Source organism: Azoarcus sp. PA01 (assembly GCA_001274695.2).
Lineage (GTDB): Bacteria > Pseudomonadota > Gammaproteobacteria > Burkholderiales > Rhodocyclaceae > Aromatoleum.
The window spans coordinates 416,087-438,216 of record LARU01000002.1 but is presented as its reverse complement, the minus strand read 5'-3'; the positions used below and the strand labels follow the sequence as shown (position 1 = coordinate 438,216).

Here is a 22,130-nt window from a genome sequence, read left to right as displayed (position 1 = left end):
TCTGTAATGCCTGTCGCAGTCATCGAGTCGCTGGATCACGAAGGTCGCGGGGTCGCGCACGTTGACGGCAAGGTCGTCTTCGTCGAAGGGGCGCTTGCGGGCGAGCGTGTCGAATATGCGGTCTATCGTCAGCGGCCGAGTTACGACCTCGCCGAGGCAACACGCATCATCAAGGCCAGCGCTCAGCGCGTCGTACCGAAGTGCGAGCATTTCGGCGTGTGCGGCGGGTGTTCGATGCAGCATCTCGACTCGGTCGCGCAGGCGGCCGCCAAGCAGCGCGTGCTCGAGGACGCGTTGTGGCACGTCGGAAAGGTCAGGCCGGCCATCCTCTACGCGGCGATTCACGGCCCGTCGTGGGGGTATCGCTATCGCGCGCGGCTCGGCGTGAGGGTGGTGCCGAAAAAAGGCGGAGTGCTGATCGGCTTCCACGAACGGCGCAGCAGCTACATCGCCGACATGCGCAGCTGTCCGATCCTGCCTCCTCACGTCTCGGCGATGTTGCCGGCGCTGCACGAGCTCGTCGGCGGACTCTCGATCGCCGACCGGCTGCCGCAGATCGAAATCGCGATCGGCGACGCTGCGACCGTACTGGTGTTCCGCAACCTGTTGCCGTTGATTGCCGCCGACGAGGCGCGGCTCGCAGCCTTCGCCGACGAGCACGGCGTGCAGGTGTGGCTGCAGCCGGGCGCGCCGGCGACGGCGCATCCGCTCCATCCGAAGGGTGTAGCGCCGCTCGCCTATACGCTGCCCGAGTTCGACGTCGCGCTGGCGTTCCAGCCGACCGATTTCACCCAGGTGAACATCGACATCAACCGCCTGCTGATCCGTCGGTCGCTGCAGCTGCTCGATCCGCGGCCCGGCGAGCGTATTGCGGACTTGTTCTGCGGGCTGGGAAATTTCAGTCTGCCGATCGCTCGCTGCGGCGCCACCGTGATAGGCGTCGAGGGCAGCGAATCGCTCGTCAGGCGGGCGGCCAAGAACGCACGACGCAATGGCCTGCACGGCCGCAGCGAATTCCACGCCGCAAACCTGTTCGAAGCGACCGAAGACAGCCTCGCTGCGCTGGGCAGGCTCGACAAGCTCTTGATCGATCCGCCGCGCGAAGGAGCGATCGCAGTCGTCAAGGCGGTCAGCGCGCTGCAATCGCCCGCGCGCATCGTGTACGTGTCCTGCAACCCGGCGACGCTCGCACGCGATGCGGCCGTGCTGGTGCACGAGAAAGGCTACGTGCTGCGAGGCGCCGGAATTGCGAACATGTTCCCGCAAACTTCGCACGTGGAGTCGATCGCGCTTTTCGAGCGGAACTGACGCGCGGAGGCGCCGCCGGGCACCATCACACGCGTTGCGGCCGGCAACTTTCGTGTGGCAGTGCAGCGCGCCCACGGATGGTATACTCCGCCGCTCTCGGCAGCAGGGCAGCGCAACTGGAAGCCTGCCTGAGCCCGCCCAGGAAGCGTGGCAGAGTGGTCGATTGCACCGGTCTTGAAAACCGGCAACGGGCAACCGTTCGTGAGTTCGAATCTCACCGCTTCCGCCAAAATACGAGAAAAAGCGGCCTTTTGGCCGCTTTTTCCGTTCACCCCCCACCTGCGCAGCAAAGCCGAAACGAGATCGGGTCAAGCGGCCCAGCTCCGGCTCGTCATGCCGTCGTGATTTGCCGTGCCACGCCTGCGGCATCGTGCCACCGGATGACACTCCCGCGCCGCCCCTGTTCGCGGGCGGAATCCGATTTTCCCCGAATGCTTGCATTCCCGATAAACCGCGAGTAGAGTGAGTGTTCATTCAGTCGTTTGATTGACATCAAACAAGTGAAGGCCCGGAGCGGAGTGGTGTGTATCGCTCGATGTGTTTCTCAGATGAACGGATCCGCCGCGCAGCGGAACATTCTTAAGGAGGCAGGTTCATGAACGACGGATTGTTTGACCAGTTCAAGGAGTGGTACGAGAAGCGTCACGACTACGCGCGAGCCTGGAAGGCACGCACGGGCGGGCAGGTGGTCGCGACGATGTGTACCTATTCGCCGGAGGAATTGCTGATCGCTGCGGGCATGCTGCCGGTGCGCGTGCTCGGTGCCCATGAGCCGCAGAACGTCACTGAACCGCACATCTTCGGCATGTTCTGCCCGTTCTGTCGCGACTCGCTCGCCCAGGGCCTGCTCGGCCGCTACGACTACGCCGAAGGCGTCACGCTGACGCAGTCGTGCATCCAGTATCGCCAGACCTACAGCTCGTGGCGCCAGAACGTCCCGACGGTGAAGTGGGACTACTACGTCGCGATGCCCAACGACGTGCAGTCGCCGCATTCGCGCAAGGCCCATGTCGCCGAAGTGCAGCGCTTCCGCGTGTTCCTGCAGACGCTGATCGGCAAGGAAATCACCGACGACATGCTGCGCGAATCGCTCGCCGTGGTCGATGAGAACCGCCGCCTGCTGCGCGAGCTCTCCGACTACCGCAAGGAAACGAATCCGCAGGTCACTGGCGTCGAAGCGCTGTACGCGTCGATCACCGCCCAGTTCATCGACAAGCGCGAGCACAACGAGCAGCTGAAGAAAGTGCTCGCGGCGCTGCCGAAGCGCAATCTCGATCGTCCGCAGGGCGCGCGCTTCATGACCATCGGTTCGGAGAACGACGACGTCGCGTTCATGGCGATGGTCGAATCGGTCGGGGCGACGATCGTAATCGACGACCAGTGCTCAGGCACCCGTTACTTCTGGAACGCCTCGAAGCCCGAAGACGACGCCATCAAGGCGATCGCCGAGCGCTACTGCGACCGCCCGGCGTGTCCGACGAAGGACTACCCGGTCCACACGCGTTACGACCACGTGCTGAATCTGGCGAAGGAATACAACGTCCAGGCCGCGATCTTCCTGCAGCAGAAGTTCTGCGACCCGCACGAGGGCGACTACCCGGACCTGAAGCGTCACCTCGAAGCGAACGGCATCCCGACGCTGTTCCTCGAATTCGACATCACGAACCCGATCGGCCCGTTCCGCATCCGCATCGAAGCGATGCTCGAGACGCTGAGCGAAGAAGAGCTGTTCTGAGCCCTCAAGGAGACCAACCATGACGAACCTGTACCCGACCGAACCGCTCAAGCTGTGGGGCAAGGCCAAGCAGCTGCGCGAGCAGTACTACCAGAACTTCGCGCGCGCGAAGGACAACGGCGGCATCCGCTGGTCGGCGGCCGGCTGGTCGTTCGACGCGATCCCGACGTCGCTCGGCGACGACGTCTATCCGCTGACCGGCGAGCCGTATTCGGCCGGCGTGTCGCTCGACCGCAAATTCACGCAGCGCTGCCTCGACGCCGCCGAATCGTACGGCTTCGCGCGCGACATGTGCTCGTACATGCGCATCTACTGGGGCAGCATGCATCTGGACGAGTACTTCTACGGCGGCAAGTGGCCGAAGTCGGACTTCATCTTCCAGACCCAGATCTGCTGCTCGCATGCGAAGTGGTACCAGCACGTCTCGCGCACGAAGAAGATTCCGGACTTCTACGTCGACGTGTCGGTCGGCGCGTACAAGGACCTGACGCCGGACCGCCTCGACTACGTGACGAGCCAGCTGCACGACTCGATCGAGTTCGTCGAGAAGGCGACGGGTCGCAAGTGCGACGACGAGCTCTTGATCCGCGCGATCAAGAACGAGATGCGCTCGACCGCGCGCTGGGCGCAGATCTGCGAGCTGCAGAAAGCCGTGCCGGCGCCGCTGGATGAAAAGACGATGTACTCGCTGTACGTGCTCGCGATCCTGCACAAGTCGTCGCAGTGGTGTGCGGACTTCTACGACGAGCTGTACGAGGAAGTGAAGGACCGCGTCGCGCGCGGCATCGCCGCGGTGCCCAACGAGCGCTGCAGGCTGATGTCGGACACGCAGCCGCCGTGGCCTTTCCTGAAGATCTTCAGGTATCTGGAGTCCTACGGTGCGGTGTCGATCGGTTCGCTCTACACGTTCGGTCTCGAAGGCACGTGGGAGACCAAGGAAGACGGCTCGTGGGGGGCACGCACGTTGCCGTGGGAAAAGGGCATCGAGATGAACGACCGCGACACGGCGCTGCGTCTCTATGCCGACTGGAATCTGTCGAAGCCGCTGTGGCAGCAGTTCTTCGATCCTTCGGTGAAGTCCGAGATGATGCTCAACATCGCGCGCGACTGGAACGTCGACGGCTGCATGATGCACCTGAACCGCGGCTGCGAAGGTCTCTCCGTCGGCATCATGGAGAACCGCCAGGCGATGGCGAAGGCGGGTATCCCGATCATGACGTACGAAGGCAACATGGGCGACGAGCGCGAGTTCGACGAAGTCCGCACGCAGGCCCGTGTCGATGCGTTCATGGAGCAGCTCGGCCTGCGCCGCCTCGCTGCCTGATTTTTTCGCGCCGCCTGCGCGCCGTTCCGCTCCTGATGGCGCCCGCCTTACCTTTGCGTACGGCGGGCGCCGTGCCGGTGCGTCCGGTCCGCGGCATATCACAATTGAATTCGACCGAGGACACGAGGATGATTACCGCAGGAATCGACATGGGCTCGCGCAGCGTCAAGGTGGCGCTGCTCGAAGAGATCAAGGTGGATGGCGCGCCGCAGCTGAACTATTCGGTCAAGAAAGCGCACCTGATGATGCCGGGCGACATCGACGCCGACCAGGCCGCCGAGAAAGCTTTCACCGAAGCGCTGGCTGCCGCCGGCGTGTCGCGTGACCAGGTGAAATCGGTGTTCGCGACCGGAGCCGGGCGCAAGCAGGTCGAATTCGCCACCGAAGGCGTCACCGAGATGACGGCCGGGGCCCGCGGCGCGGTGTACATGTACCCGCAGGCGCGCACCGTGGTCGACGTCGGTGCCGAGGAAGGCCGCGGCATCAAGACCGACTCGGACGGCAAGGCGATCGACTTTGCCGGCAACGAGAAGTGCGCCGCCGGCGCGGGCTCGTTCGCCGAAGCGATGAGCCGCGCGCTGCAGCTTTCCCTCAAGGAATTCGGCGAAGCGAGCCTGCGCTCGGACAAGTCGATCCCGATGAACGCGCAATGCACGGTGTTCGCCGAGTCCGAAGTGGTGTCGCTGATCCACTCCTCGACGCCGAAGGAAGACATCGCCAAGGCGGTGCTCGATGCGGTGGCGAGCCGGGTGTGCGCGATGGTGCGGCGCGTCGGCATCGAAGGCAACGTCGTGCTGATCGGCGGCATGGTGCACAACCCCGGTTTCGTCCAGTCGCTCAAGACCGCGATGGACGTCGATCAGGTGCTGCTGCCGGACCTGCCCGAGTTCGTCAGCGCCTTGGGTTGCGCGCTGATTGCGGCCGAGCGCCAGCACTGAAACCGCCAAACGACACGGATAAAGGAGCGATCAAAATGAATGCAGAAGTTGCTGCGGCATCGGTGGCAGAAGCGGCCCCCGAGAAGAAGGAATTCTGGCGTTGGCAGGAAAACACCGTCTGGGACGAGAACAAGGACTGGCGCGACGCGAAGATCATCACCTGCGGCATCGACGTCGGGTCGGTGTCCTCGCAGGCGGTGCTGGTCTGTGACGGCGAGCTGTACGGCTACAACAGCATGCGCACCGGCAACAACTCGCCGGACTCGGCCAAGAATGCGCTGCAGGGCATCATGGACAAGATCGGCATGAAGCTCGAGGACATCAACTACGTCGTCGGCACCGGCTACGGCCGGGTGAACGTGCCGTTCGCCCACAAGGCGATCACCGAGATCGCGTGCCACGCTCGCGGCGCGAACTACATGGGCGGCAACAAGGTGCGCACGATTCTCGACATGGGTGGCCAGGACTGCAAGGCGATCCACTGCGACGAGAAAGGCAAGGTCACGAACTTCCTGATGAACGACAAGTGCGCGGCCGGTACCGGGCGCGGCATGGAAGTCATCTCCGACCTGATGCAGATCCCGATCGCCGAACTGGGCCCGCGCTCGTTCGACGTCGATGTCGAACCGGAAGCGGTGTCGTCGATCTGCGTCGTGTTCGCCAAGTCCGAAGCGCTCGGTCTGTTGAAAGCCGGCTACACCAAGAACAAGGTGATCGCGGCCTACTGCCAGGCGATGGCCGAGCGCGTCGTGAGCTTGCTCGAGCGCATCGGCGTCGAGGAAGGCTTCTTCATCACCGGCGGCATCGCGAAGAACCCCGGTGTCGTCAAGCGCATCGAGCGCATCCTCGGCATCAAGCAGGTCGAGACCAAGATCGACAGCCAGATCGCCGGCGCGCTGGGCGCAGCGCTGTTCGGCTACACGCTGATGCAGAAGCAGGCGAAAGCGGCCTGAAGTCCGGGCCGAAAGCGCCGCCGGCATCCCTGCCGGCGACGCATTTATCGAGGAGAAGCGGAAATGCCTGAAAAGAACCGTGTAATGCGCGTACTGACGAAGGATGATCTCGGCGCGGTCGTCGCAATCGACGAAATCGGTACCAAGCGCTCCCGCCGCGATTACTACCAACGCAAGTGCGAGACGATCCTCAGTTCGGCTCACAACATCAACTCGTCGATCGTCTGTGAAGTCGACGGCAGGATCGTGGGCTTCGTCATGGGAGACGTCTATTTCGGCGAATTCGGCATCCCGGAGACGTCCGCGACAATCGACACCATCGGCGTCCATCCGGAGTTCCAGAACCACGGCATCGCGAGTGAAATGCTCGACCAGTTCATGATGAACATGAAGGCAGCCGGGGTGAAGAAAGTCTACACGCTGGTCAACTGGGACGATTTCGCGCTGGAGAAATTCTTCTCGCGGCAGAAATTCACGCCGTCCAAGCGCGTGAATCTGGAATATCAGCTGCCCTGACGGGGCAGCCGGCGCGGCGACCGGCAAGGTCTGCCGCGCCGGCTGCGGCATCTCCGCGGGACCGCCTGCAGTCTACCGGAGCGCGTCGAAGCGCTCCCCACACGCCATGTCGATGAGCCGGGCTGGGGACAATCCCCGCGTCGGCATCGACCCTGCCTTCGCCCTCATTTGCTCCGTACGAAACGCGCCTCATCCCCAGCAGGCGGGGACCGGAAGAATTGTCCTTTCAATGTCGAATATGGCTTGACGTGCCGACATGAATGAGTGACCATTCATTCATCGATTTGGGGGCAGCGACGTCTGGACGAGGTGCGCGGCCCGCGCAACAGGAAGCGGAACCCCAGCAGAGGGCGGCGGGTTTCACTCAAGGAAGGAGAGGATCGAATGAGTACGGTGCGCGAACTTTCCGGCAAGCACGCAGTGGTCACCGGAGGCGGCCGGGGCATCGGTGCCGCGATCGCACAGCGCCTGGCCGAACAGGGCGCCTGCGTCACGTTGATGGGACGCAGGCGCGAACCGCTCGCAGAGCGGGCGGAGGCGTTGCGCGCACTCACCGACATGCACTGCGAAGCTGTCGACGTCGCCGATCCGGCGTCCGTCACAGCCGCTTTCGATGCTGCCGCCCGCCGGTTCGGGCCGGTGTCGATTCTGGTCAACAACGCCGGCCAGGCGTCGAGCGCGCCGTTCGTCAAGACCGATCTCGCGCTGTGGCAGCAGATGCTCGACGTCAACCTCACCGGCAGCTATCTCGGGACGAAGGCGGTGCTGTCCGGGATGCTCGCTGCGGGCTGGGGCCGCATCGTCAATGTCGCCAGCACCGCCGGGCAGAAAGGCTATCCCTACGTTTCGGCCTATTGCGCCGCCAAGCACGGCGTCATCGGCATGACCCGCGCGCTGGCGCTCGAACTGGCGCAGAAGAACATCACGGTGAATGCGATCTGTCCCGGTTACACCGACACCGACATCGTGCGTGAGGCGATCACGAACATTCGCGCGAAGACCGGCCGCAGCGAAGCCGAAGCACAAGGCGAGCTGGCGAAGCACAACCCCCAGGGCCGTCTGGTCCGTCCCGACGAAGTCGCGAACGCCGTGCTGTGGCTTTGCCTGCCCGGAGCGGAAGCGATCACCGGCCAGGCGATTTCGGTGTCTGGTGGAGAAGTCATGTGAAGTCGCGCGGACGCCGGGCGGCGCAGGAATCGCCGCCCGGATCCGGCTGAAGACCCCGGCGTCGCGCCGCGGCGGCGACCAGGGCAATGAACCACAGGAGGAGGTGACATCGGCTCACCTTCCCGTTCGCAGGAGGAGAAGTAGATGAGTGATCAGACCTATCTCGAGTGGCCGTTCTTCGACGAGCGCCACCGTCAACTGCAGACCGAACTCGAGGCCTGGGCGTCGGCCAACGTGACCGAACATCACGGCAGCGATCTCGACATCGCGTGCCGCGAGCTGGTGGCGAAGCTGGGCGCTGCCGGCTGGCTGCGCTACGTCGTCGGCGGCACCGCGTACGGCGGCTGCCACGATGTCATCGACACCCGCACCGTGTGCCTGCTGCGCGAGACGCTGGCGCGTCACTCCGGACTCGCCGACTTCGCGTTCGGCATGCAGGGGCTCGGTTCGGGCGCGATCACGCTGCATGGAACGGACGCGCAGAAGCGCGACTACCTGCCGCGCGTCGCCTCCGGCCGGGCGATCGCCGCCTTCGCGCTGTCGGAACCCGGCTCCGGCTCGGACGTCGCCGCGATGGCCTGCAGCGCGCGCCAGGACGGCGACGAGTACGTGATCGACGGCGAGAAGACGTGGATCTCGAACGGCGGCATCGCCGATTTTTACGTCGTCTTCGCCCGCACCGGCGAAGCGCCCGGTTCCCGCGGGCTTTCCGCTTTCATCGTCGATGCCGACAGGGCAGGGCTGGAGATCGCCGAACGCATCGACGTCATTGCGCCGCATCCGCTCGCCCGCCTGCGCTTTCGCGAGTGCCGCGTGCCGAAGTCCTGTCTCCTCGGGCTGCCCGGCCAGGGCTTCAAGGTCGCGATGCAGACGCTGGACATCTTCCGCACCTCGGTGGCTGCCGCAGCGCTCGGTTTTGCGCGGCGCGCGCTCGACGAAGCACTCAAGCGCGCGACGACGCGCGACATGTTCGGCCAGAAACTCGCCGATTTCCAGATCACGCAGGCAAAGCTCGCGCAAATGGCCACCGGCGTCGACACCTCGGCGCTGCTGACTTACCGCGCCGCGTGGCTGCGCGACCAGGGGCAGAACATCACGCGCGCTGCCGCGATGGCGAAGATGACGTCCACCGAGACCGCGCAGCAGGTCATCGATGCCGCGGTGCAGATGTGGGGCGGTTGCGGAGTCGTCAGCGATCATCCCGTCGAGCGCCTGTACCGCGAGATCCGCTCGCTGCGCATCTACGAAGGTGCGACCGAAGTCCAGCAACTCATCATCGCCCGGCAGACGCTTTCGGCGTACGAACGGGAACAGGAGCACTGACGCTGGCCGTCCGGTGCGAAACGATCGGGAATCGTTTCGCCCTCGCGTCCGGCGTCCGCCCCGGCCACGACTTTGCGACGTGGGCCGGGATCAACCGGGAAAATACCCGTTCCTGTGTGACTGGCTGTTGATGCAGTCCAGATAAGAGGAGACAGAACATGCATGCAAGCATTGCGAGCTTCGATACCACGGCTAGGCCGCATGATGTCGAAGAATTTCCTGTTCGGCCCAAAGTGCCCGCGGACGCAGAGGGAATCCAGCTCGAGCCGGGTTCCGTCGAACACGTCGCCCATCCCGAAGCGCTGCCGCACGGGCCGTGGGGGATGCGGTTGCACGCGACCACGCGCGCCTTCGCGCTCGCGGGCGGCGTCCTGTTCATCGTGCTGATCGCGATGTCGCTGGTTTCGATCGTCGGCCGCAAGCTGTTTTCGATGCCCGTTCCCGGTGATTTCGAGCTCCTGCAGATGGGGGCGGCCGTCGCCGCGGCGACGTTCTTCGCGTACTGCCAGATGAGCGACGGACACGTGAAAGTCGATTTCTTCACGACCTGGATGCCGGAGCGCCTGCGCGCCTTCCTCGACGGCCTCGCTGCGCTCTTGATGTGCGCGGTCGCGCTGCTGGTTTCGTGGCGCACCGCGATCGGCGCCGTGTCGTCGTTCGAGTCGGGCGAGGCGTCGCTGATGCTCGGATGGCCGGGATGGATCGCGATCGCGCTGATCGTGCCCAGCTTCGTCCTGTTCGCGATGACCGGTCTGTACATTGCCGGACGGCGCTTTCGTCATGCACTGGGAGAAGCGAAATGAGCGGCATCGAAATCGGCATCACGATGTTCGGCCTCCTGCTCGTGATGCTCGTGCTGCGCGTGCATATCGGCATCACGATGTTCACGGTGGGGGCCGGCGGCTTCCTGACGATGACCGGCGGCGACTTGTCGCCATTCCTCAACATGCTCAAGAACCTGGCCTACGCGCGGCTCTCGAACTACGATCTCGCCGTCATCCCGATGTTCTTGCTGATGGGACAGTTCGCGACGCATGGCGGGCTGTCGCGAGCGCTGTTTCGCTGTGTGAGTTCGCTGGTCGGTCACTGGCGCGGCGGCGTCGCGATGGCTTCGACGGGAGCCTGTGCGGGCTTCGGCGCGATCTGCGGCTCGTCGCTGGCGACGGCCGCGACGATGGGGCAGGTCGCGCTGCCCGAACTCAAGCGCTACAAATATTCCGGGTCGCTGTCGACCGGCGCCTTGGCCGCCGGCGGCACGCTCGGCATCCTGATCCCGCCGTCGGTGCCGCTCGTGATCTACGCCGTGCTGACGCAGGAATCGATCGGCAAGCTGTTCATGGCGGCGGTGCTGCCGGGTCTCATCGCGATGCTCGGCTACATGCTCGTGATCCGCATCATCGTCACGCTCAAGCCGGAGGCCGGCCCCGCGGGGCCGCACGTGCCGCTCGCCGAAAAGCTGCGTTCGGTGGTGAGCGTGATGCCGGTCGCGCTGATCTTCCTCGTCGTGATCGTCGGCATCTACGGCGGCTGGGCGAACCCGACCGAAGCGGCATCGCTCGGCGCGGCCGCGTGCGGCATCCTCGCGGTCGTGTCGGGGGGGATGCGCCTCGAAGGCGTCAAGGACAGCATCCTCGGCGCCGCTGAAGCGACAGCGATGATCTTTCTCGTGCTGCTCGGCGCGGACATGCTCAACACCGGGCTCGCGCTCACGCAGATGCCGGCCGAGCTCGCCAACTGGGTCAAGGACAGCGGGCTGTCACCGCTGTTGGTGCTGACCGCGATCCTGCTGATCTACGTCTTCCTCGGCTGCGTCATGGACGCGCTGGCGATGATCCTGCTGACGATCCCGATTTTCTATCCGGTGGTGATGGGCCTGGAGTTCTGGGACCTCAGCCAGGCCGACAAATCGATCTGGTTCGGCATCCTCGTGCTGATGGTCGTCGAGATCGGTCTGGTGCATCCGCCGGTCGGCATGAACATCTACATCATCAACCGTCTCGCGAAAGACGTCCCGCTCAGCGACACGTTCAAGGGAGTGATGCCGTTCCTCGCCTCGGACCTCGCGCGCATCGTGTTGCTGCTGTTCTTCCCGGTCATCTCGCTGTACCTGGTACGGACCTTCGGCGGCTAGCCGGGCCCGGTTCATTCGATCTGTTCAAAGGAAAAACCGATGAAAACCCGCAACCTGCTCACCCCGCTTTGCGCTTCCGTGCTGATGACGTTCGGCGCAGCCCAGGCCCAGGCCGCAGACGATGTCGTCACGCTGCGCGTGCATCACTTTCTGCCGCCGTCGTCGAACACGCAGCTGAAGTTCCTCGAACCGTGGTGCGCGAAGATCAGCGCGGAATCGGCCGGCCGGCTGAAGTGTCAGATCTACCCGGCGATGCAGATGGGCGGCACGCCGCCGCAGCTCTTCGACCAGGCCAAGGACGGCATCGCCGACATCGTCTGGGCATTGCCCGGCTACCAGGCGGGACGCTTCCTCGTGACCGAAGCGTTCGAGCTGCCGTTCATGGGCATCTCCGGCGAGAAATCGAGCCGGGCACTATGGGCCTACGCGACGAAAAACGCGACCGAGGAATACAAGGGCGTGCGCCCGCTCGTTTTCCACGTGATCTCGGGCATGGCGCTGCACACGTCGAAAAAGCAGGTCAAGACGATGGACGACCTGCGCGGCCTGAAAGTGCGCGCACCCACCCGGCTGGCGACGCGGATGCTCACCGCGCTGGGCGCGACCCCGGTGCCGATGCCGGTGCCGCTGGTCACCGAGAGCCTCGCCAAGGGGGTTATCGACGGGGCGATGATCCCGTGGGAAGTGGTGCCGGCGATGAAGGTGCAGGAAGTGGTCAAGTACCACACCGAGACCGACCCGAGCATGCCGCTGCTGTCGACATCGGCTTTCGTGCTGGCGATGAACCCGGCCAAATACGACAGCCTGCCGCCGGAGCTGAAAAAGGTCATCGACGCGAACAGCGGTGCCGAAGTGTCGGCGTGGGCCGGCAAGGTCTGGGACGATGCGACGCTCGCGGGGCGCCAATCCGGCGTCGAGCACAAGAACACGTTCTACATGGTGCCCGCGGACGAAGTGAAGAAGTGGCAGAAAGCCTCCGAGTCGGTGACCGCCGACTGGGTCAAGGAAGTCACCGCGAAAGGACATGACGGGCAGAAACTGCTCGCCGAAGCCCAGGCGCTGCTGAGTAACTGACCCGACGGTCGTCTCGCTCCCCGGTCCTCGCGCCGGGGATTTTTTTCTGTCGTTGTGGAGCAGACATGAGCTTTAACAATACCGCGCGATATGGAGCGATGAACGCGGCCGACGAAATCATCGGTCGCCCCTTGTCCCTGGGTCTCGGCGAGCAGGCCGCGATCGTCAGCGGCGACCGCTCGGTGAGCTATGACGAGCTGAATGCGATGGTCAATCGCACTGGTAACGCGCTGAAGGAGCACGGGCTCGCCAGGGGAGAGCGGGTGCTTTTCCTCATGGACGACTCGCCTGAAATGGTTGCGGCCTACCTCGGCACACTGCGCATCGGCGCCGTCTCGGTTGCGCTCAACGTCCGCCTTGCGCCGCGCGATGTGCGCTACGTGATCGAAGACAGCGAGTGCCGGGTGCTGATGATCGACGCCGAATTCTTGCATCTGTACGAGGAAATCGCCGATGAGCTTGCGTCCCGGCCTTTGGTCGTCGTCCGCGGCGCCGCGCCGCCTGCGGGTTGCGTGTCGCTCGAGAATTTCGTCGCGGGCTGCTCCGACGCGCTCGAATCGGAGCCGGCCGCACCGCACGACGTCGCGTTCTGGGTCTACTCTTCGGGGACGACCGGCCGACCGAAGGCTGTGATGCATACGCATGAATGCGTGCTGATCGCCGACCGGATGGAGCGCGAATATTTCGGCGTCGTGCCGGGAGATCGCATCTTCACGACCTCGAAGATGTTCTTTGGCTGGGCGCTCGGCCATTCGCTGATGGGCGGGCTGCGCTGCGGCGCGACCGTGATTATCGCGCCGGGCTGGCCGGACCCGGCGCTGATGGCCGGCATCATCGAACGCCACAAGCCGACGCTTTTTTTCAGCACGCCGGTGATGTACCGCAACCTGCTGCGCGAAGGCGTCGCCGAAACGCCGGCCTGCCGCGAGATCCGCCATTTCCTGTCGGCCGGCGAGAAGCTGCCCGAGACGCTTTACCAGCGCTGGCTCGAAGTCTGCGGCAAACCGATCATCGACGGCATCGGCGCGTCCGAGACGATCTTCCTGTTTCTCGTCAACGACTCGCTCGAGCAGCGCCCCGGTTCATGCGGCAAGAAGGTGCCGTGGGCCGAAGTCCGCCTCGTCGATGAAGCCGGCGAAGAGATCGTCACTCCCGACGTGCCGGGGCTGATCGCGATCAGGACGCCGTCACAGTTCGCCGGTTACTGGAAGCAGCCCGAGCTGACCGCGAAGGCGCTGCGGGACGGCTGGTATTACCCGGGCGACATGTTCAGTTTCGACCGCGACGGGTACTGGTACCACAACGGACGCGCCGACGACATGCTGAAGATCTCCGGCCAATGGGTGAGCCCGTCGGAGATCGAATCCTGTGCGATGACTGCGCCGGGGATCTCCGAAGCCGCCGTTGTCGGCATCCAGCAGGACGACGGGCTGATGCGTCTCGCGCTGATCGCCGTGGCGACGGACCCGTCGGCCAACGAGGCGCGGCTGTCCGAGGATGTGCTCGACACGCTGAAAGCGAACCTGTCGATCTACAAGTGCCCGCGCACGATACGTTTCGTCGATGAGCTGCCGCGCACCGCGACCGGCAAGATCCAGAAATACCGTTTGCGGGAAATGCTGAAAACGGCCGCGTGACGCGAACGACGTCGGGGCGACCGGGCAAAACCTTGGCCCGGCCACCCCGGCGCTGCGATGCAGCAGCAAGCACACAAACGGTGGTCCGAAGACCGCCGTTGTTTCGTCCGGCGTTCTTCAGCAGCCCGAGCCGCCCCCTTCCGCAACCGCATGTTCCACGGGAGCCTGACGCGTGTCCGGCGGCGTGCGTTCGATCACCAGCAACAGGCCGGCGGCCACACCGGCCACGGCAGCCCCCGCCATGAGGCCGGTCGCGGCGCCCCAGTCCCCGCCGCCCGCGGTAACGACTGCGGCGATCGCCGGCGGTCCGACGAACTGGCCGAGGTTCGAGCCCTGCACGAGCAGGCCGTTGACCGCGCCGATGTGCCGAGGCGACGGCGCATGGGCGGTCAGGCCGGAGAACGCGGCGGCCGGGAGAATGCCGCCGACGGAAGTAAACAGCAGGCACAGGCCGTAGCGCAGCGCGTCCGGCAGGCGCTCGTCGAAAATGCCGAACGCGCACGCCAGCATGAACAGCGACGTCGCGCAGATCAGCGTGCCACGGCGAATGTCGCGGTGGACGAGCCAGCCGCCGAGTATGTTGCCGGGCACGTTCGCCGCGACCACCCCTGCGGTCAGCGCGCCGGCGAGCGACACCGAAAGGCCGCGGTGTTCGACGAGGAAGCTCGGCAGCCACACCATCAGCGTGAACCACTGCAGCGTATAGGTGAAAAACGCAGCGGTCAGGCACCACGCACCCGGACTGCGCAGGGTCTCGAGGATGATCACGCCCGAAGCGGGGCGCACGGCGGCACTTGCGGGCGCGACGAAACGCTGGCGCATGCGGTAGAGCAGTGTCGCGCAGGCGAGCGCCGCGCCGGCGATAACGAGCCACAGTCCCCGCCAGCCGAGCGCGGGGAGCATGAACGGCGCCGTCAGCATCGCAATGCTGCTGCCGAACGGCAGGTAGATGCTCCACAGGCCGAGCGCGAGGCGGTAGTCGCGCGGCGCCGTGCTGCGTGTAATCAGCGAGGGGAGGGTGACGACGACGGCGATGAAGCCGCTGCCTTCGAGCACGCGCGACACCAGCAGCAGCGTGTAACTGTGTGCGAAAGCACCGAGGAGGGCGCCCAACACCATCATCGCGAGCCCGAGCAGCGCCAGGCGAAGCTCGCCGATACGGGCGCTCGCGCCACCGAAAAACAGCGCGCAACAGCCGCCCAGCGTCGCGAACGTCGACATCACCCAGCCTGCCTCGATCATCGTCAGCCCCAGCTGGTCGCGCACTGCCGGCAGCGCGGGCGGGACTTTGCCGATCGCAGCTGCCGCCACCATGCCTGAAAAGATCGCGATGCCTACCGCGGCCCATGAAGTCTTCTGCATTGCTTTCCCCTGAAGTGTGGAGGAATGATTGAGCGCTCAGTCACGACAGTCAACTGCGTGCCCTGCGAAAGGCGTTGCCGAGGCGCTCGGTCGCGCGCCTTGATGAGGTCGCGGTCGTCGATCGACAAGCAGCGCTCGCGGGCGTCGTGGACGCGCGGGCGATCTCGGTCGTGTTACATCATGCAACGGGATATTTCTTGTTACCGCGGCGATGACGCTCGCCTGAACGGGGGCGCTGCGAGCGCTTGCCCGGAGAGCTTTGTCGCGTGGACGAGAGGAATCGTGCATCAGGGGGTTGACTTGATGAACTGACTGAACAATCATTCATACACCAGCTGCGCTTTGCACGAAACCAGGCGCGGCGCGTGACAAAAGGGGTTCGTGAGCGGCAAGGCCGGCATCCCGACACCCGACGAGGCAAAAACTTTGTGAATCAGGAGGCAAGAACAAAATGCGGCTTGACGGAAAAACAGCAGTCGTCACGGGTGGAGCATCGGGGATCGGTCTGGCGACTGCGGAAACGCTGGCGCGCGCCGGCGCCTATGTGCTGATCGGCGACATCGACGAGCAAAAGGGCGCGGCTGTCGCCGGCGCGCTGTGCGAACAGCACCTGGGCGTGGACTTCATCCGCCTCGACGTCACCGATCTCGATTCGATCGCTGCGTTCAAGGATGAGGCCTATCGCCGCCGCCCCCAGATCGACATCGTCGCGAACGTCGCGGGCTGGGGGAAGATCCAGCCGTTCATGGAGAACACGCCGGACTTCTGGCGCAAGGTCATCGACCTCAACCTGCTCGGGCCGGTCGCGGTGTCACACGCGTTCCTCGCGCAGATGATCGAGCGCGGCTCGGGCAAGATCGTCACCGTCGCGAGCGACGCGGGGCGCGTCGGCAGCCTCGGCGAGACCGTGTATTCCGGAGCGAAGGGCGGGGCGATCGCCTTCACCAAGTCGCTCGCCCGTGAAGTCGCGCGCTACAACATCAACGTCAATTGTGTCTGCCCGGGACCGACCGACACGCCGCTCCTGCAAGCGGTGCCGGAGAAGCACCGCGAAGCTTTCGTCAAGGCGACGCCGATGCGGCGCCTTGCCAAGCCGTCCGAACTTGCCGATGCAGTGCTGTTCTTCGCCAGCGACCGGGCGAGTTTCATCACCGGCCAGGTCATCAGCGTGAGCGGCGGTCTGACCCTCGCGGGCTGACCCGTTCCCTGCCAACCCCAATCCTTTCCCAACAGTCGATCATCAGGAGAATTTCATGTACAAGCTGAAAGCTGCCGAATGGCGCCCCGAGCATTTCAAGCTGGAAGTGGCCGACCGCGTCGCGACGATCACGCTGAACCGTCCCGAGCGCAAGAATCCGCTGACGTTCGAGAGCTACGCCGAGCTGCGCGACACCTTCCACAAACTGCAGTATGTCGATGACGTGCGCACGGTGGTCATCACCGGCGCCGGCGGCAACTTCTGCTCGGGCGGCGACGTGCACGACATCATCGGGCCGCTGACGAAGATGGACACGAACGGCCTGCTGACGTTCACGCGCATGACCGGCAACCTCGTCAAGGAAATGCGCAACTGCCCGCAGCCGATCATCGCGGCGGTCGATGGCATCTGCGCCGGCGCCGGCGCGATCGTGTCGATGGCGTCCGACCTGCGCTACGCGACGCCCGAAACGAAGACCGCGTTCCTGTTCGTGCGCGTGGGCCTCGCCGGCTGCGACATGGGCGCGTGCAGCATCCTGCCGCGCATCATCGGCCAGGGGCGCGCGTCCGAGCTGCTCTACACCGGCCGCTCGATGAGCGCCGAGGAAGGCCGCGCCTGGGGCTACTTCAACGACGTCGTGCCCGCCGAAAAAGTGCTGGCGAAGGCGCAGGAGATGGCGCTGTCGCTCGCGAACGGTCCGGCGTTCGCGCACTCGATGACGAAGAAGTGCCTGCACCAGGAATGGAACCAGACGATCGAGCAGGCGCTCGAGACCGAAGCCGAAGCCCAGGCGATCTGCATGCAGACGCAGGACTTCACGCGCGCCTACAACGCGTTCGTGAACAAGCAGGTGCCGAAGTTCGAAGGCAACTGAGAAGGCAACTGAGCCGGAAACGGCAGCGCTCCGGTGTCGGTACGGCGTCGGGGCGCGGAGGGGAAGACATGCCCGCGCGGCCAGGGGAGGCGGCGCCGAAAAGTGTCCTCCCTTGCGCCGCTGCGGCTTGCGCCGGAACGTGGCTCTGGCGATTCGCTTTCGGGGCATCGCATCGAACGGCTTGCGTGATACCACGCTGCTCATCTCCTCCGACGTCCGCAAACGCCGGCGATGCCCCTTTTTATTCTTGATCGCACCGTGCCGATTCCCCTTTCAGCGGACGCCGTGGCAGCGTCCCGGGTCGGGAATCGGGTTCCATCGGGAGGGATTTATGATTTCGCTAACTATTGAAGCTTCGGTCGCAACGGTGACGCTGTGCCGCTCCCCGGTCAATGCGATCAACGAGGAATGGATCGAGCAGCTCGACCGCATCCTCGCCGAGATCGAACGCACGCCGCGCGTCAATGTGCTGTGGATCCGCAGCGGCGAGCGGGTGTTTTGCGCCGGCGCGGACCTGGAGCTGATCGGCTCGCTGTTCGACAGCGAAACCGGGCGCATGCAGATGATCGCGATGACGCGCCGGATGCAGGAAGTGTATGCGCGCCTCGAACGCCTCCCGCAGGTGTCGGTCGTCGAGATCGGCGGGGCGGCGATGGGCGGCGGCTTCGAACTCGCGCTCGCCTGTGATCTGCGCGTCGTTGCCGACTCGGCCAGGATCGGCCTGCCGGAAGCGCGGCTGGGGCTTCTGCCGGCGGCCGGCGGCACGCAGCGCATGACGCGCATCTGCGGCGAAGCAGTCGCCAGACGGCTGATCCTCGGCGCCGAAGTGATCGGCGGCGCCGAAGCGGTTGCCCTGGGCTGTGCGCACTGGGTCGCCCCGGCAGCCGAGCTGGAATCGGTGACGCGCGCCGTGGTCGAACGCATCGCAGCCCTGCCGGGTACGGCGCTTGCCGAATGCAAGCGCTGCATCGGGGTTGCGGTCGCTGCCGAGGAAAATGGATTCGAAGTGGAACTCGCCGGCAGCGCCGCGCTGCTCGCCGACGCGGGGACGCAGGAACGCGTGCAGCGCTTCCTGAGCAAGCAATAGTTATTAACCCGGCAGCCAAATACCGTTCGGGCTGAGCCTGTCGAAGCCCCTGGCACCGCCCTTCGACAGGCTCAGGGCGAACGGTTCGTATTTGATTGCCGGCGAACGGTTGGTATTTGATTGCCGGGTTAATTGTCCCCTTGTCCCGCGCGACGTCGAAGGCGGAAAGCGGTCTGAACTGGTGGCACAATACGATGTCCGGCGCGATTGCGGCGCCGGCCAGCGGCAGCAACAGAACATCCCCGAGGAACGATCATGAGTTCAGCAGAAAGCGTCAAGAGCGTAGTTTCCGACCCGAAGCTGGTCGAAGAGCGCCGTCACCAGATCATCCGTGCGGCGACGAAGCTTTTTTCCGAAGAAGGCTACTACACGACGACCATTCTGCAGATCGCCCGCGAGGCCAAAGTGAGCACCGGGCTGATCTACCAGTACTTCGGCGACAAGGACGACATCCTGTTCCTGACGCTGAAGCAGGTGCTCGACACGTACGAGAACGAGATTCCGCGTCAGATCGAAGGCCTGACGCATCCGGTCGAGCGCCTGTGCCGGGCGATCTGGGCGTATTGCGCGATCGTCGACGCGCAGCGCGACGCGACGGTGCTCGCCTACCGCTCGACGAAGTCGTTGCGTGCCGATCGGCGCGGTCTGATCATGGACGGCGAAACCCGTACGAACCGCCTCATCGAGAAGGCGATTCGCGCGTGCACGACGGGCGGTTTCATGCGCCCGATCAACGAGCATCTCCTGTCTTATCAGTGCGTCACGTTCGCGCATGCGTGGGCGCTGAAATACTGGGCGTTCCGCGACCGGTACACGCTCGCCGAATACGTCGATGAAGGCCTCCAGCTGATGGTCGAACCTTTCCTCACGACCAAGGGCAAGACGGTGCTGGCGCGAATCCGGCAGAGCGCGGCGGAGGCGGCGGGCGAACATCCTCCCGCTGCGGCCCCCACAACCGCCGGCACAGCCATGGCCGGCGCCAAATCGTCCAACGACTGAACCGGGTGGCGGTTCGCGAGAGCCGGGCCGCGCGACGCGGAGCGACGCGTGCCGCGCGACCGCGGCCGCTCGGCCGAAGCAGCGTCCGATGTCCCGCCTGATCCTCCTCAACAAGCCGTACGGCGTGATCTGCCAGTTTTCCGGCGACGGCGCGCACGTCACGCTCAAGGCTTTCGTCCCCGTGTCCGGCGTCTATGCCGCCGGGCGACTCGACACCGACAGCGAAGGCCTGTTGCTGCTCACCGACGACGGCGCCTTGCAGCACCGCATCGCCGATCCGCGCCACAAGCTGCCGAAAACCTACCTCGTGCAGGTCGAGGGCGAGCCCGACGACGCGGCGCTGGCCGCGCTGCGGGGCGGGCTCGATCTGGGCGATTTCGTCACCCGTCCGTGCAGTGCGCGCCGCGTCGCTGAGCCGGAGTGGCTGTGGCCGCGCGACCCGCCGGTGCGGTTCCGCAAGAGCGTGCCGACGTCGTGGCTCGAGATCGTGCTGCACGAGGGGAAGAACCGTCAGGTACGACGGATGACGGCGAAAGCCGGTTTCCCGACGCTGCGGCTGATCCGCGTGGCGATCGGCGACTGGTCGCTGACCGGGCTCGCTCCCGGCCAGTGGCGCAGCGAGGAGGTGCAAAGCCCGGCCACGCCCAGTGCGAGCGCATTCGCGGGTAGGGGCGGACGGCGCAGAGGCGGTCGAGGGTAGAATTTCGCGTCGAAATCGCACCCGGGCTGCTGCCATGTTCCTGCAACGTCGTTCCGTCCGTCACATCGCACTGTTTCTCGCGAGCGGTCTGCTCCAGGTTCCGGCCGCGCAGGCCGACTTGCCGCTCGTCGAACTGGGGGCCGGGATGTATCGCATCGAGGCGGAGCTCGCGCACACCGACGAAGCCCGCCAGATCGGGCTGATGAACAGGCCCGCGATGCCGGCGCACCGCGGCATGATCTTCGTCTTCGCCCACGATGCCCGCCACTGCATGTGGATGAAGAACACGCTGATCCCGCTGTCGGTCGCGTTTCTCGACCACGAAGGGCGCATCCTCAACATCGAGCAGATGCAGCCGCGAAGCGAGGACAGTCATTGTGCCGCCGGCCCGGCACGCTTCGCGCTGGAAATGAACGGTGACTGGTTTGCGGGACGCAATATCGCTCCCGGCGCCCGGATCCGCGGCATCGACCGGCTCCCCGCCGCGCGCTGAGTACGCTGGTTCGTCCCGGTTTCGCGTTGCAGTTCCTGAATTAAGGGGCTTTCCCGCCGCTTATCGGCCTCCGTGGCCTGTCGCTGCGCCGCGATAATTGCCGCTGCTCGTCGTTCGCCCGCACCGCGCGCGGCTTGCGGCGCGGCGCGGGCAAGGAGCCGGCGATGGCTGAAGACAGCGATCTCGAGAAAACGGAACAGGCATCGCCACGGCGGCTGGAGCAGGCTCGCGAGGAAGGGCAGGTTCCGCAGTCGCGCGAGCTGTCGACTTTCCTCGTCCTGATCACCGGCGCGAGCGGGCTGTGGCTGATGGGCGGCTGGATCGGCGAGCGCGTACTCGGCATGCTGCGCCACGGCTTCCGTTTCGAGCGCGCGGTCGCGTTCGACCCGCAGCTGATGCTGAAGGACTTCGGCGACCTGTTCACGCAAGCCTTGCTGACGATGCTGCCGCTGTTCGGCGTGCTGATGGTGGCGGCGGTCGGCGCACCGATCCTGCTCGGCGGCTTCGTGTTCTCGCCGAAAGCGCTCGGGCTCAAGTTCGACCGCATGGATCCGCTCAAGGGCTTCGGGCGGATGTTCTCGCTGCACGGGCTGGCCGAAATGCTCAAGTCGCTGCTCAAGGCGGCGGTCGTCGGCGGCATCGGTGTTTTCGCGGTGTGGCGCGAGCGCGAGCACATCTTCGCGCTGACTTCCGAAGCGGTGGAGAGCGCGGTGCCGGACTTTCTGCAGGCGGTGCTGTTCTCCGCGCTGCTGATCATCATGGGCCTCGCGCTGCTGGCGCTGATCGACGTGCCGTTCCAGCTGTGGCAATACCACAAGCGCCTGCGCATGACGAAGGAAGAGGTCAAGCGCGAAGGCAAGGAGCAGGAAGGCGACCCGCACGTCAAGGGGCGCATCCGCAGCATGCAGCGCGAGATGGCGCGCCGGCGGATGATGGCCGAAGTCCCGAAAGCCGACGTCGTCGTGACGAACCCGACGCATTTCTCGGTCGCGCTGAAATACGACGCGCAGAAGATGGGCGCGCCGGTCGTCGTCGCGAAAGGGCGCGGCGAGATCGCGCTGAAGATCCGCGAGCTGGCGAAGGAACACAAGGTGCCGTTGCTCGAGGCGCCGCCGCTCGCGCGCGCGCTGTACAAGCACTGTGAGTTGGACCAGGCAGTGCCTGGCGCGCTCTATACCGCAGTGGCCGAAGTCATGGCCTACGTGTACCAGCTCAACCGCTGGATGGCTGGCGGCGGCCTTCCGCCCGCAGTGCCGGGCAAGCTGCCGGTGCCCGAAGACATGGACCCGGGCGCACCCGCCTGATGCGCCA

General features: G+C 65.2%; 20 protein-coding genes and 1 tRNA gene. 20 read left to right on the top strand and 1 reads right to left on the bottom strand.

Annotated features, from left to right (window positions below; genetic code table 11):
* Positions 1-6: 6 nt before the first annotated feature.
* The 13 genes from rlmD to PA01_02975 all read left to right on the top strand — a co-directional run bounded on the left by rlmD (position 7) and on the right by PA01_02975 (position 14,106).
* Positions 7-1,308, top strand: coding sequence for a 23S rRNA (uracil(1939)-C(5))-methyltransferase RlmD (gene rlmD / locus PA01_03035; protein KON80741.1), 1,302 nt, complete (start codon positions 7-9; stop codon positions 1,306-1,308).
* Positions 1,309-1,449: 141 nt separating this feature from the next.
* Positions 1,450-1,537 (top strand) — tRNA-Ser (locus tag PA01_03030).
* 366 nt (positions 1,538-1,903) lie between these two features.
* The gene (bzdN, locus tag PA01_03025; GenBank protein KON80740.1) at positions 1,904-3,043 is read left to right on the top strand and encodes a benzoyl-CoA reductase, bzd-type, subunit N; all 1,140 of its coding nucleotides are present in this window, start codon (positions 1,904-1,906) and stop codon (positions 3,041-3,043) included.
* A gap of 19 nt (positions 3,044-3,062) precedes the next feature.
* Positions 3,063-4,367 (top strand): benzoyl-CoA reductase, bzd-type, subunit O, encoded by a 1,305-nt coding sequence (gene bzdO / locus PA01_03020; GenBank protein KON80739.1) that lies wholly within the window; start codon positions 3,063-3,065, stop codon positions 4,365-4,367.
* Between the two features lie 128 nt (positions 4,368-4,495).
* Positions 4,496-5,305, top strand: coding sequence for an acyl-CoA dehydratase activase (locus PA01_03015; protein KON80738.1), 810 nt, complete (start codon positions 4,496-4,498; stop codon positions 5,303-5,305).
* Positions 5,306-5,340: 35 nt separating this feature from the next.
* Positions 5,341-6,258: a benzoyl-CoA reductase, bzd-type, subunit Q gene (gene bzdQ, locus PA01_03010; protein ID KON80737.1), complete on the top strand. Its 918-nt coding sequence runs from the start codon at positions 5,341-5,343 to the stop codon at positions 6,256-6,258.
* Positions 6,259-6,321: 63 nt separating this feature from the next.
* Positions 6,322-6,774, top strand: coding sequence for a GNAT family N-acetyltransferase (locus PA01_03005; GenBank protein KON80736.1), 453 nt, complete (start codon positions 6,322-6,324; stop codon positions 6,772-6,774).
* Between the two features lie 384 nt (positions 6,775-7,158).
* Complete coding sequence (locus PA01_03000) at positions 7,159-7,941, top strand: SDR family oxidoreductase (GenBank protein KON82269.2); 783 nt, start codon at positions 7,159-7,161, stop codon at positions 7,939-7,941.
* Positions 7,942-8,085: 144 nt separating this feature from the next.
* On the top strand, positions 8,086-9,264 hold the full coding sequence (locus tag PA01_02995) for an acyl-CoA dehydrogenase family protein (GenBank protein KON80735.1): 1,179 nt from the start codon (positions 8,086-8,088) through the stop codon (positions 9,262-9,264).
* A 158-nt stretch (positions 9,265-9,422) separates the two neighbouring features.
* Positions 9,423-10,067, top strand: a complete 645-nt coding sequence (locus tag PA01_02990; GenBank protein ID KON82268.2) for a TRAP transporter small permease — start codon at positions 9,423-9,425, stop codon at positions 10,065-10,067.
* Positions 10,064-11,395: a TRAP transporter large permease gene (locus PA01_02985; protein KON80734.1), complete on the top strand. Its 1,332-nt coding sequence runs from the start codon at positions 10,064-10,066 to the stop codon at positions 11,393-11,395. Before PA01_02990 ends, PA01_02985 begins: the two co-directional genes overlap by 4 nt.
* A gap of 39 nt (positions 11,396-11,434) precedes the next feature.
* On the top strand, positions 11,435-12,469 hold the full coding sequence (locus tag PA01_02980) for a TRAP transporter substrate-binding protein (protein ID KON80733.1): 1,035 nt from the start codon (positions 11,435-11,437) through the stop codon (positions 12,467-12,469).
* 65 nt (positions 12,470-12,534) lie between these two features.
* Positions 12,535-14,106 (top strand): benzoate-CoA ligase family protein, encoded by a 1,572-nt coding sequence (locus PA01_02975; protein KON80732.2) that lies wholly within the window; start codon positions 12,535-12,537, stop codon positions 14,104-14,106.
* A gap of 117 nt (positions 14,107-14,223) precedes the next feature.
* Here PA01_02975 and PA01_02970 read toward each other — a convergent pair whose 3' ends face one another.
* Complete coding sequence (locus tag PA01_02970) at positions 14,224-15,468, bottom strand: MFS transporter (GenBank protein KAI5913021.1); 1,245 nt, start codon at positions 15,466-15,468, stop codon at positions 14,224-14,226.
* 451 nt (positions 15,469-15,919) lie between these two features.
* On the opposite strand from PA01_02970, the gene PA01_02965 reads away from it, so the two are divergent.
* From PA01_02965 to flhB, 7 genes are all read left to right on the top strand, one after another.
* Positions 15,920-16,666: an SDR family oxidoreductase gene (locus PA01_02965; GenBank protein KON80731.1), complete on the top strand. Its 747-nt coding sequence runs from the start codon at positions 15,920-15,922 to the stop codon at positions 16,664-16,666.
* Between the two features lie 55 nt (positions 16,667-16,721).
* The gene (locus tag PA01_02960; protein ID KON80730.1) at positions 16,722-17,540 is read left to right on the top strand and encodes an enoyl-CoA hydratase family protein; all 819 of its coding nucleotides are present in this window, start codon (positions 16,722-16,724) and stop codon (positions 17,538-17,540) included.
* Between the two features lie 331 nt (positions 17,541-17,871).
* Positions 17,872-18,627, top strand: coding sequence for an enoyl-CoA hydratase/isomerase family protein (locus PA01_02955; GenBank protein KON80729.1), 756 nt, complete (start codon positions 17,872-17,874; stop codon positions 18,625-18,627).
* Between the two features lie 255 nt (positions 18,628-18,882).
* Positions 18,883-19,626, top strand: coding sequence for a TetR/AcrR family transcriptional regulator (locus PA01_02950; GenBank protein KON80728.1), 744 nt, complete (start codon positions 18,883-18,885; stop codon positions 19,624-19,626).
* Positions 19,627-19,714: 88 nt separating this feature from the next.
* A complete protein-coding gene (locus tag PA01_02945) occupies positions 19,715-20,326 on the top strand; it encodes an rRNA large subunit pseudouridine synthase E (protein ID KON80727.1) in 612 nt (203 codons plus the stop codon).
* 34 nt (positions 20,327-20,360) lie between these two features.
* A complete protein-coding gene (locus tag PA01_02940) occupies positions 20,361-20,819 on the top strand; it encodes a DUF192 domain-containing protein (GenBank protein ID KON82267.2) in 459 nt (152 codons plus the stop codon).
* Positions 20,820-20,983: 164 nt separating this feature from the next.
* On the top strand, positions 20,984-22,123 hold the full coding sequence (gene flhB, locus PA01_02935) for a flagellar biosynthesis protein FlhB (protein ID KON80726.1): 1,140 nt from the start codon (positions 20,984-20,986) through the stop codon (positions 22,121-22,123).
* Positions 22,124-22,130: the final 7 nt, after the last annotated feature.

Coding starts and splice junctions, on each gene's coding strand:
- PA01_03000 (KON82269.2), top strand. CDS start 7,159: ATGAGTACGGTGCGCGAACTTTCCGGCAAGCACGCAGTGGTCACCGGA.
- PA01_02985 (KON80734.1), top strand. CDS start 10,064: ATGAGCGGCATCGAAATCGGCATCACGATGTTCGGCCTCCTGCTCGTG.
- PA01_02960 (KON80730.1), top strand. CDS start 16,722: ATGTACAAGCTGAAAGCTGCCGAATGGCGCCCCGAGCATTTCAAGCTG.
- PA01_02950 (KON80728.1), top strand. CDS start 18,883: ATGAGTTCAGCAGAAAGCGTCAAGAGCGTAGTTTCCGACCCGAAGCTG.
- PA01_02980 (KON80733.1), top strand. CDS start 11,435: ATGAAAACCCGCAACCTGCTCACCCCGCTTTGCGCTTCCGTGCTGATG.
- flhB (KON80726.1), top strand. CDS start 20,984: ATGGCTGAAGACAGCGATCTCGAGAAAACGGAACAGGCATCGCCACGG.
- PA01_02970 (KAI5913021.1), bottom strand. CDS start 15,468: ATGCAGAAGACTTCATGGGCCGCGGTAGGCATCGCGATCTTTTCAGGC.
- PA01_02965 (KON80731.1), top strand. CDS start 15,920: ATGCGGCTTGACGGAAAAACAGCAGTCGTCACGGGTGGAGCATCGGGG.
- PA01_02945 (KON80727.1), top strand. CDS start 19,715: ATGTCCCGCCTGATCCTCCTCAACAAGCCGTACGGCGTGATCTGCCAG.
- bzdN (KON80740.1), top strand. CDS start 1,904: ATGAACGACGGATTGTTTGACCAGTTCAAGGAGTGGTACGAGAAGCGT.
- rlmD (KON80741.1), top strand. CDS start 7: ATGCCTGTCGCAGTCATCGAGTCGCTGGATCACGAAGGTCGCGGGGTC.
- PA01_02940 (KON82267.2), top strand. CDS start 20,361: ATGTTCCTGCAACGTCGTTCCGTCCGTCACATCGCACTGTTTCTCGCG.
- PA01_02990 (KON82268.2), top strand. CDS start 9,423: ATGCATGCAAGCATTGCGAGCTTCGATACCACGGCTAGGCCGCATGAT.
- PA01_02955 (KON80729.1), top strand. CDS start 17,872: ATGATTTCGCTAACTATTGAAGCTTCGGTCGCAACGGTGACGCTGTGC.
- PA01_03015 (KON80738.1), top strand. CDS start 4,496: ATGATTACCGCAGGAATCGACATGGGCTCGCGCAGCGTCAAGGTGGCG.
- PA01_03005 (KON80736.1), top strand. CDS start 6,322: ATGCCTGAAAAGAACCGTGTAATGCGCGTACTGACGAAGGATGATCTC.
- PA01_02975 (KON80732.2), top strand. CDS start 12,535: ATGAGCTTTAACAATACCGCGCGATATGGAGCGATGAACGCGGCCGAC.
- bzdO (KON80739.1), top strand. CDS start 3,063: ATGACGAACCTGTACCCGACCGAACCGCTCAAGCTGTGGGGCAAGGCC.
- PA01_02995 (KON80735.1), top strand. CDS start 8,086: ATGAGTGATCAGACCTATCTCGAGTGGCCGTTCTTCGACGAGCGCCAC.
- bzdQ (KON80737.1), top strand. CDS start 5,341: ATGAATGCAGAAGTTGCTGCGGCATCGGTGGCAGAAGCGGCCCCCGAG.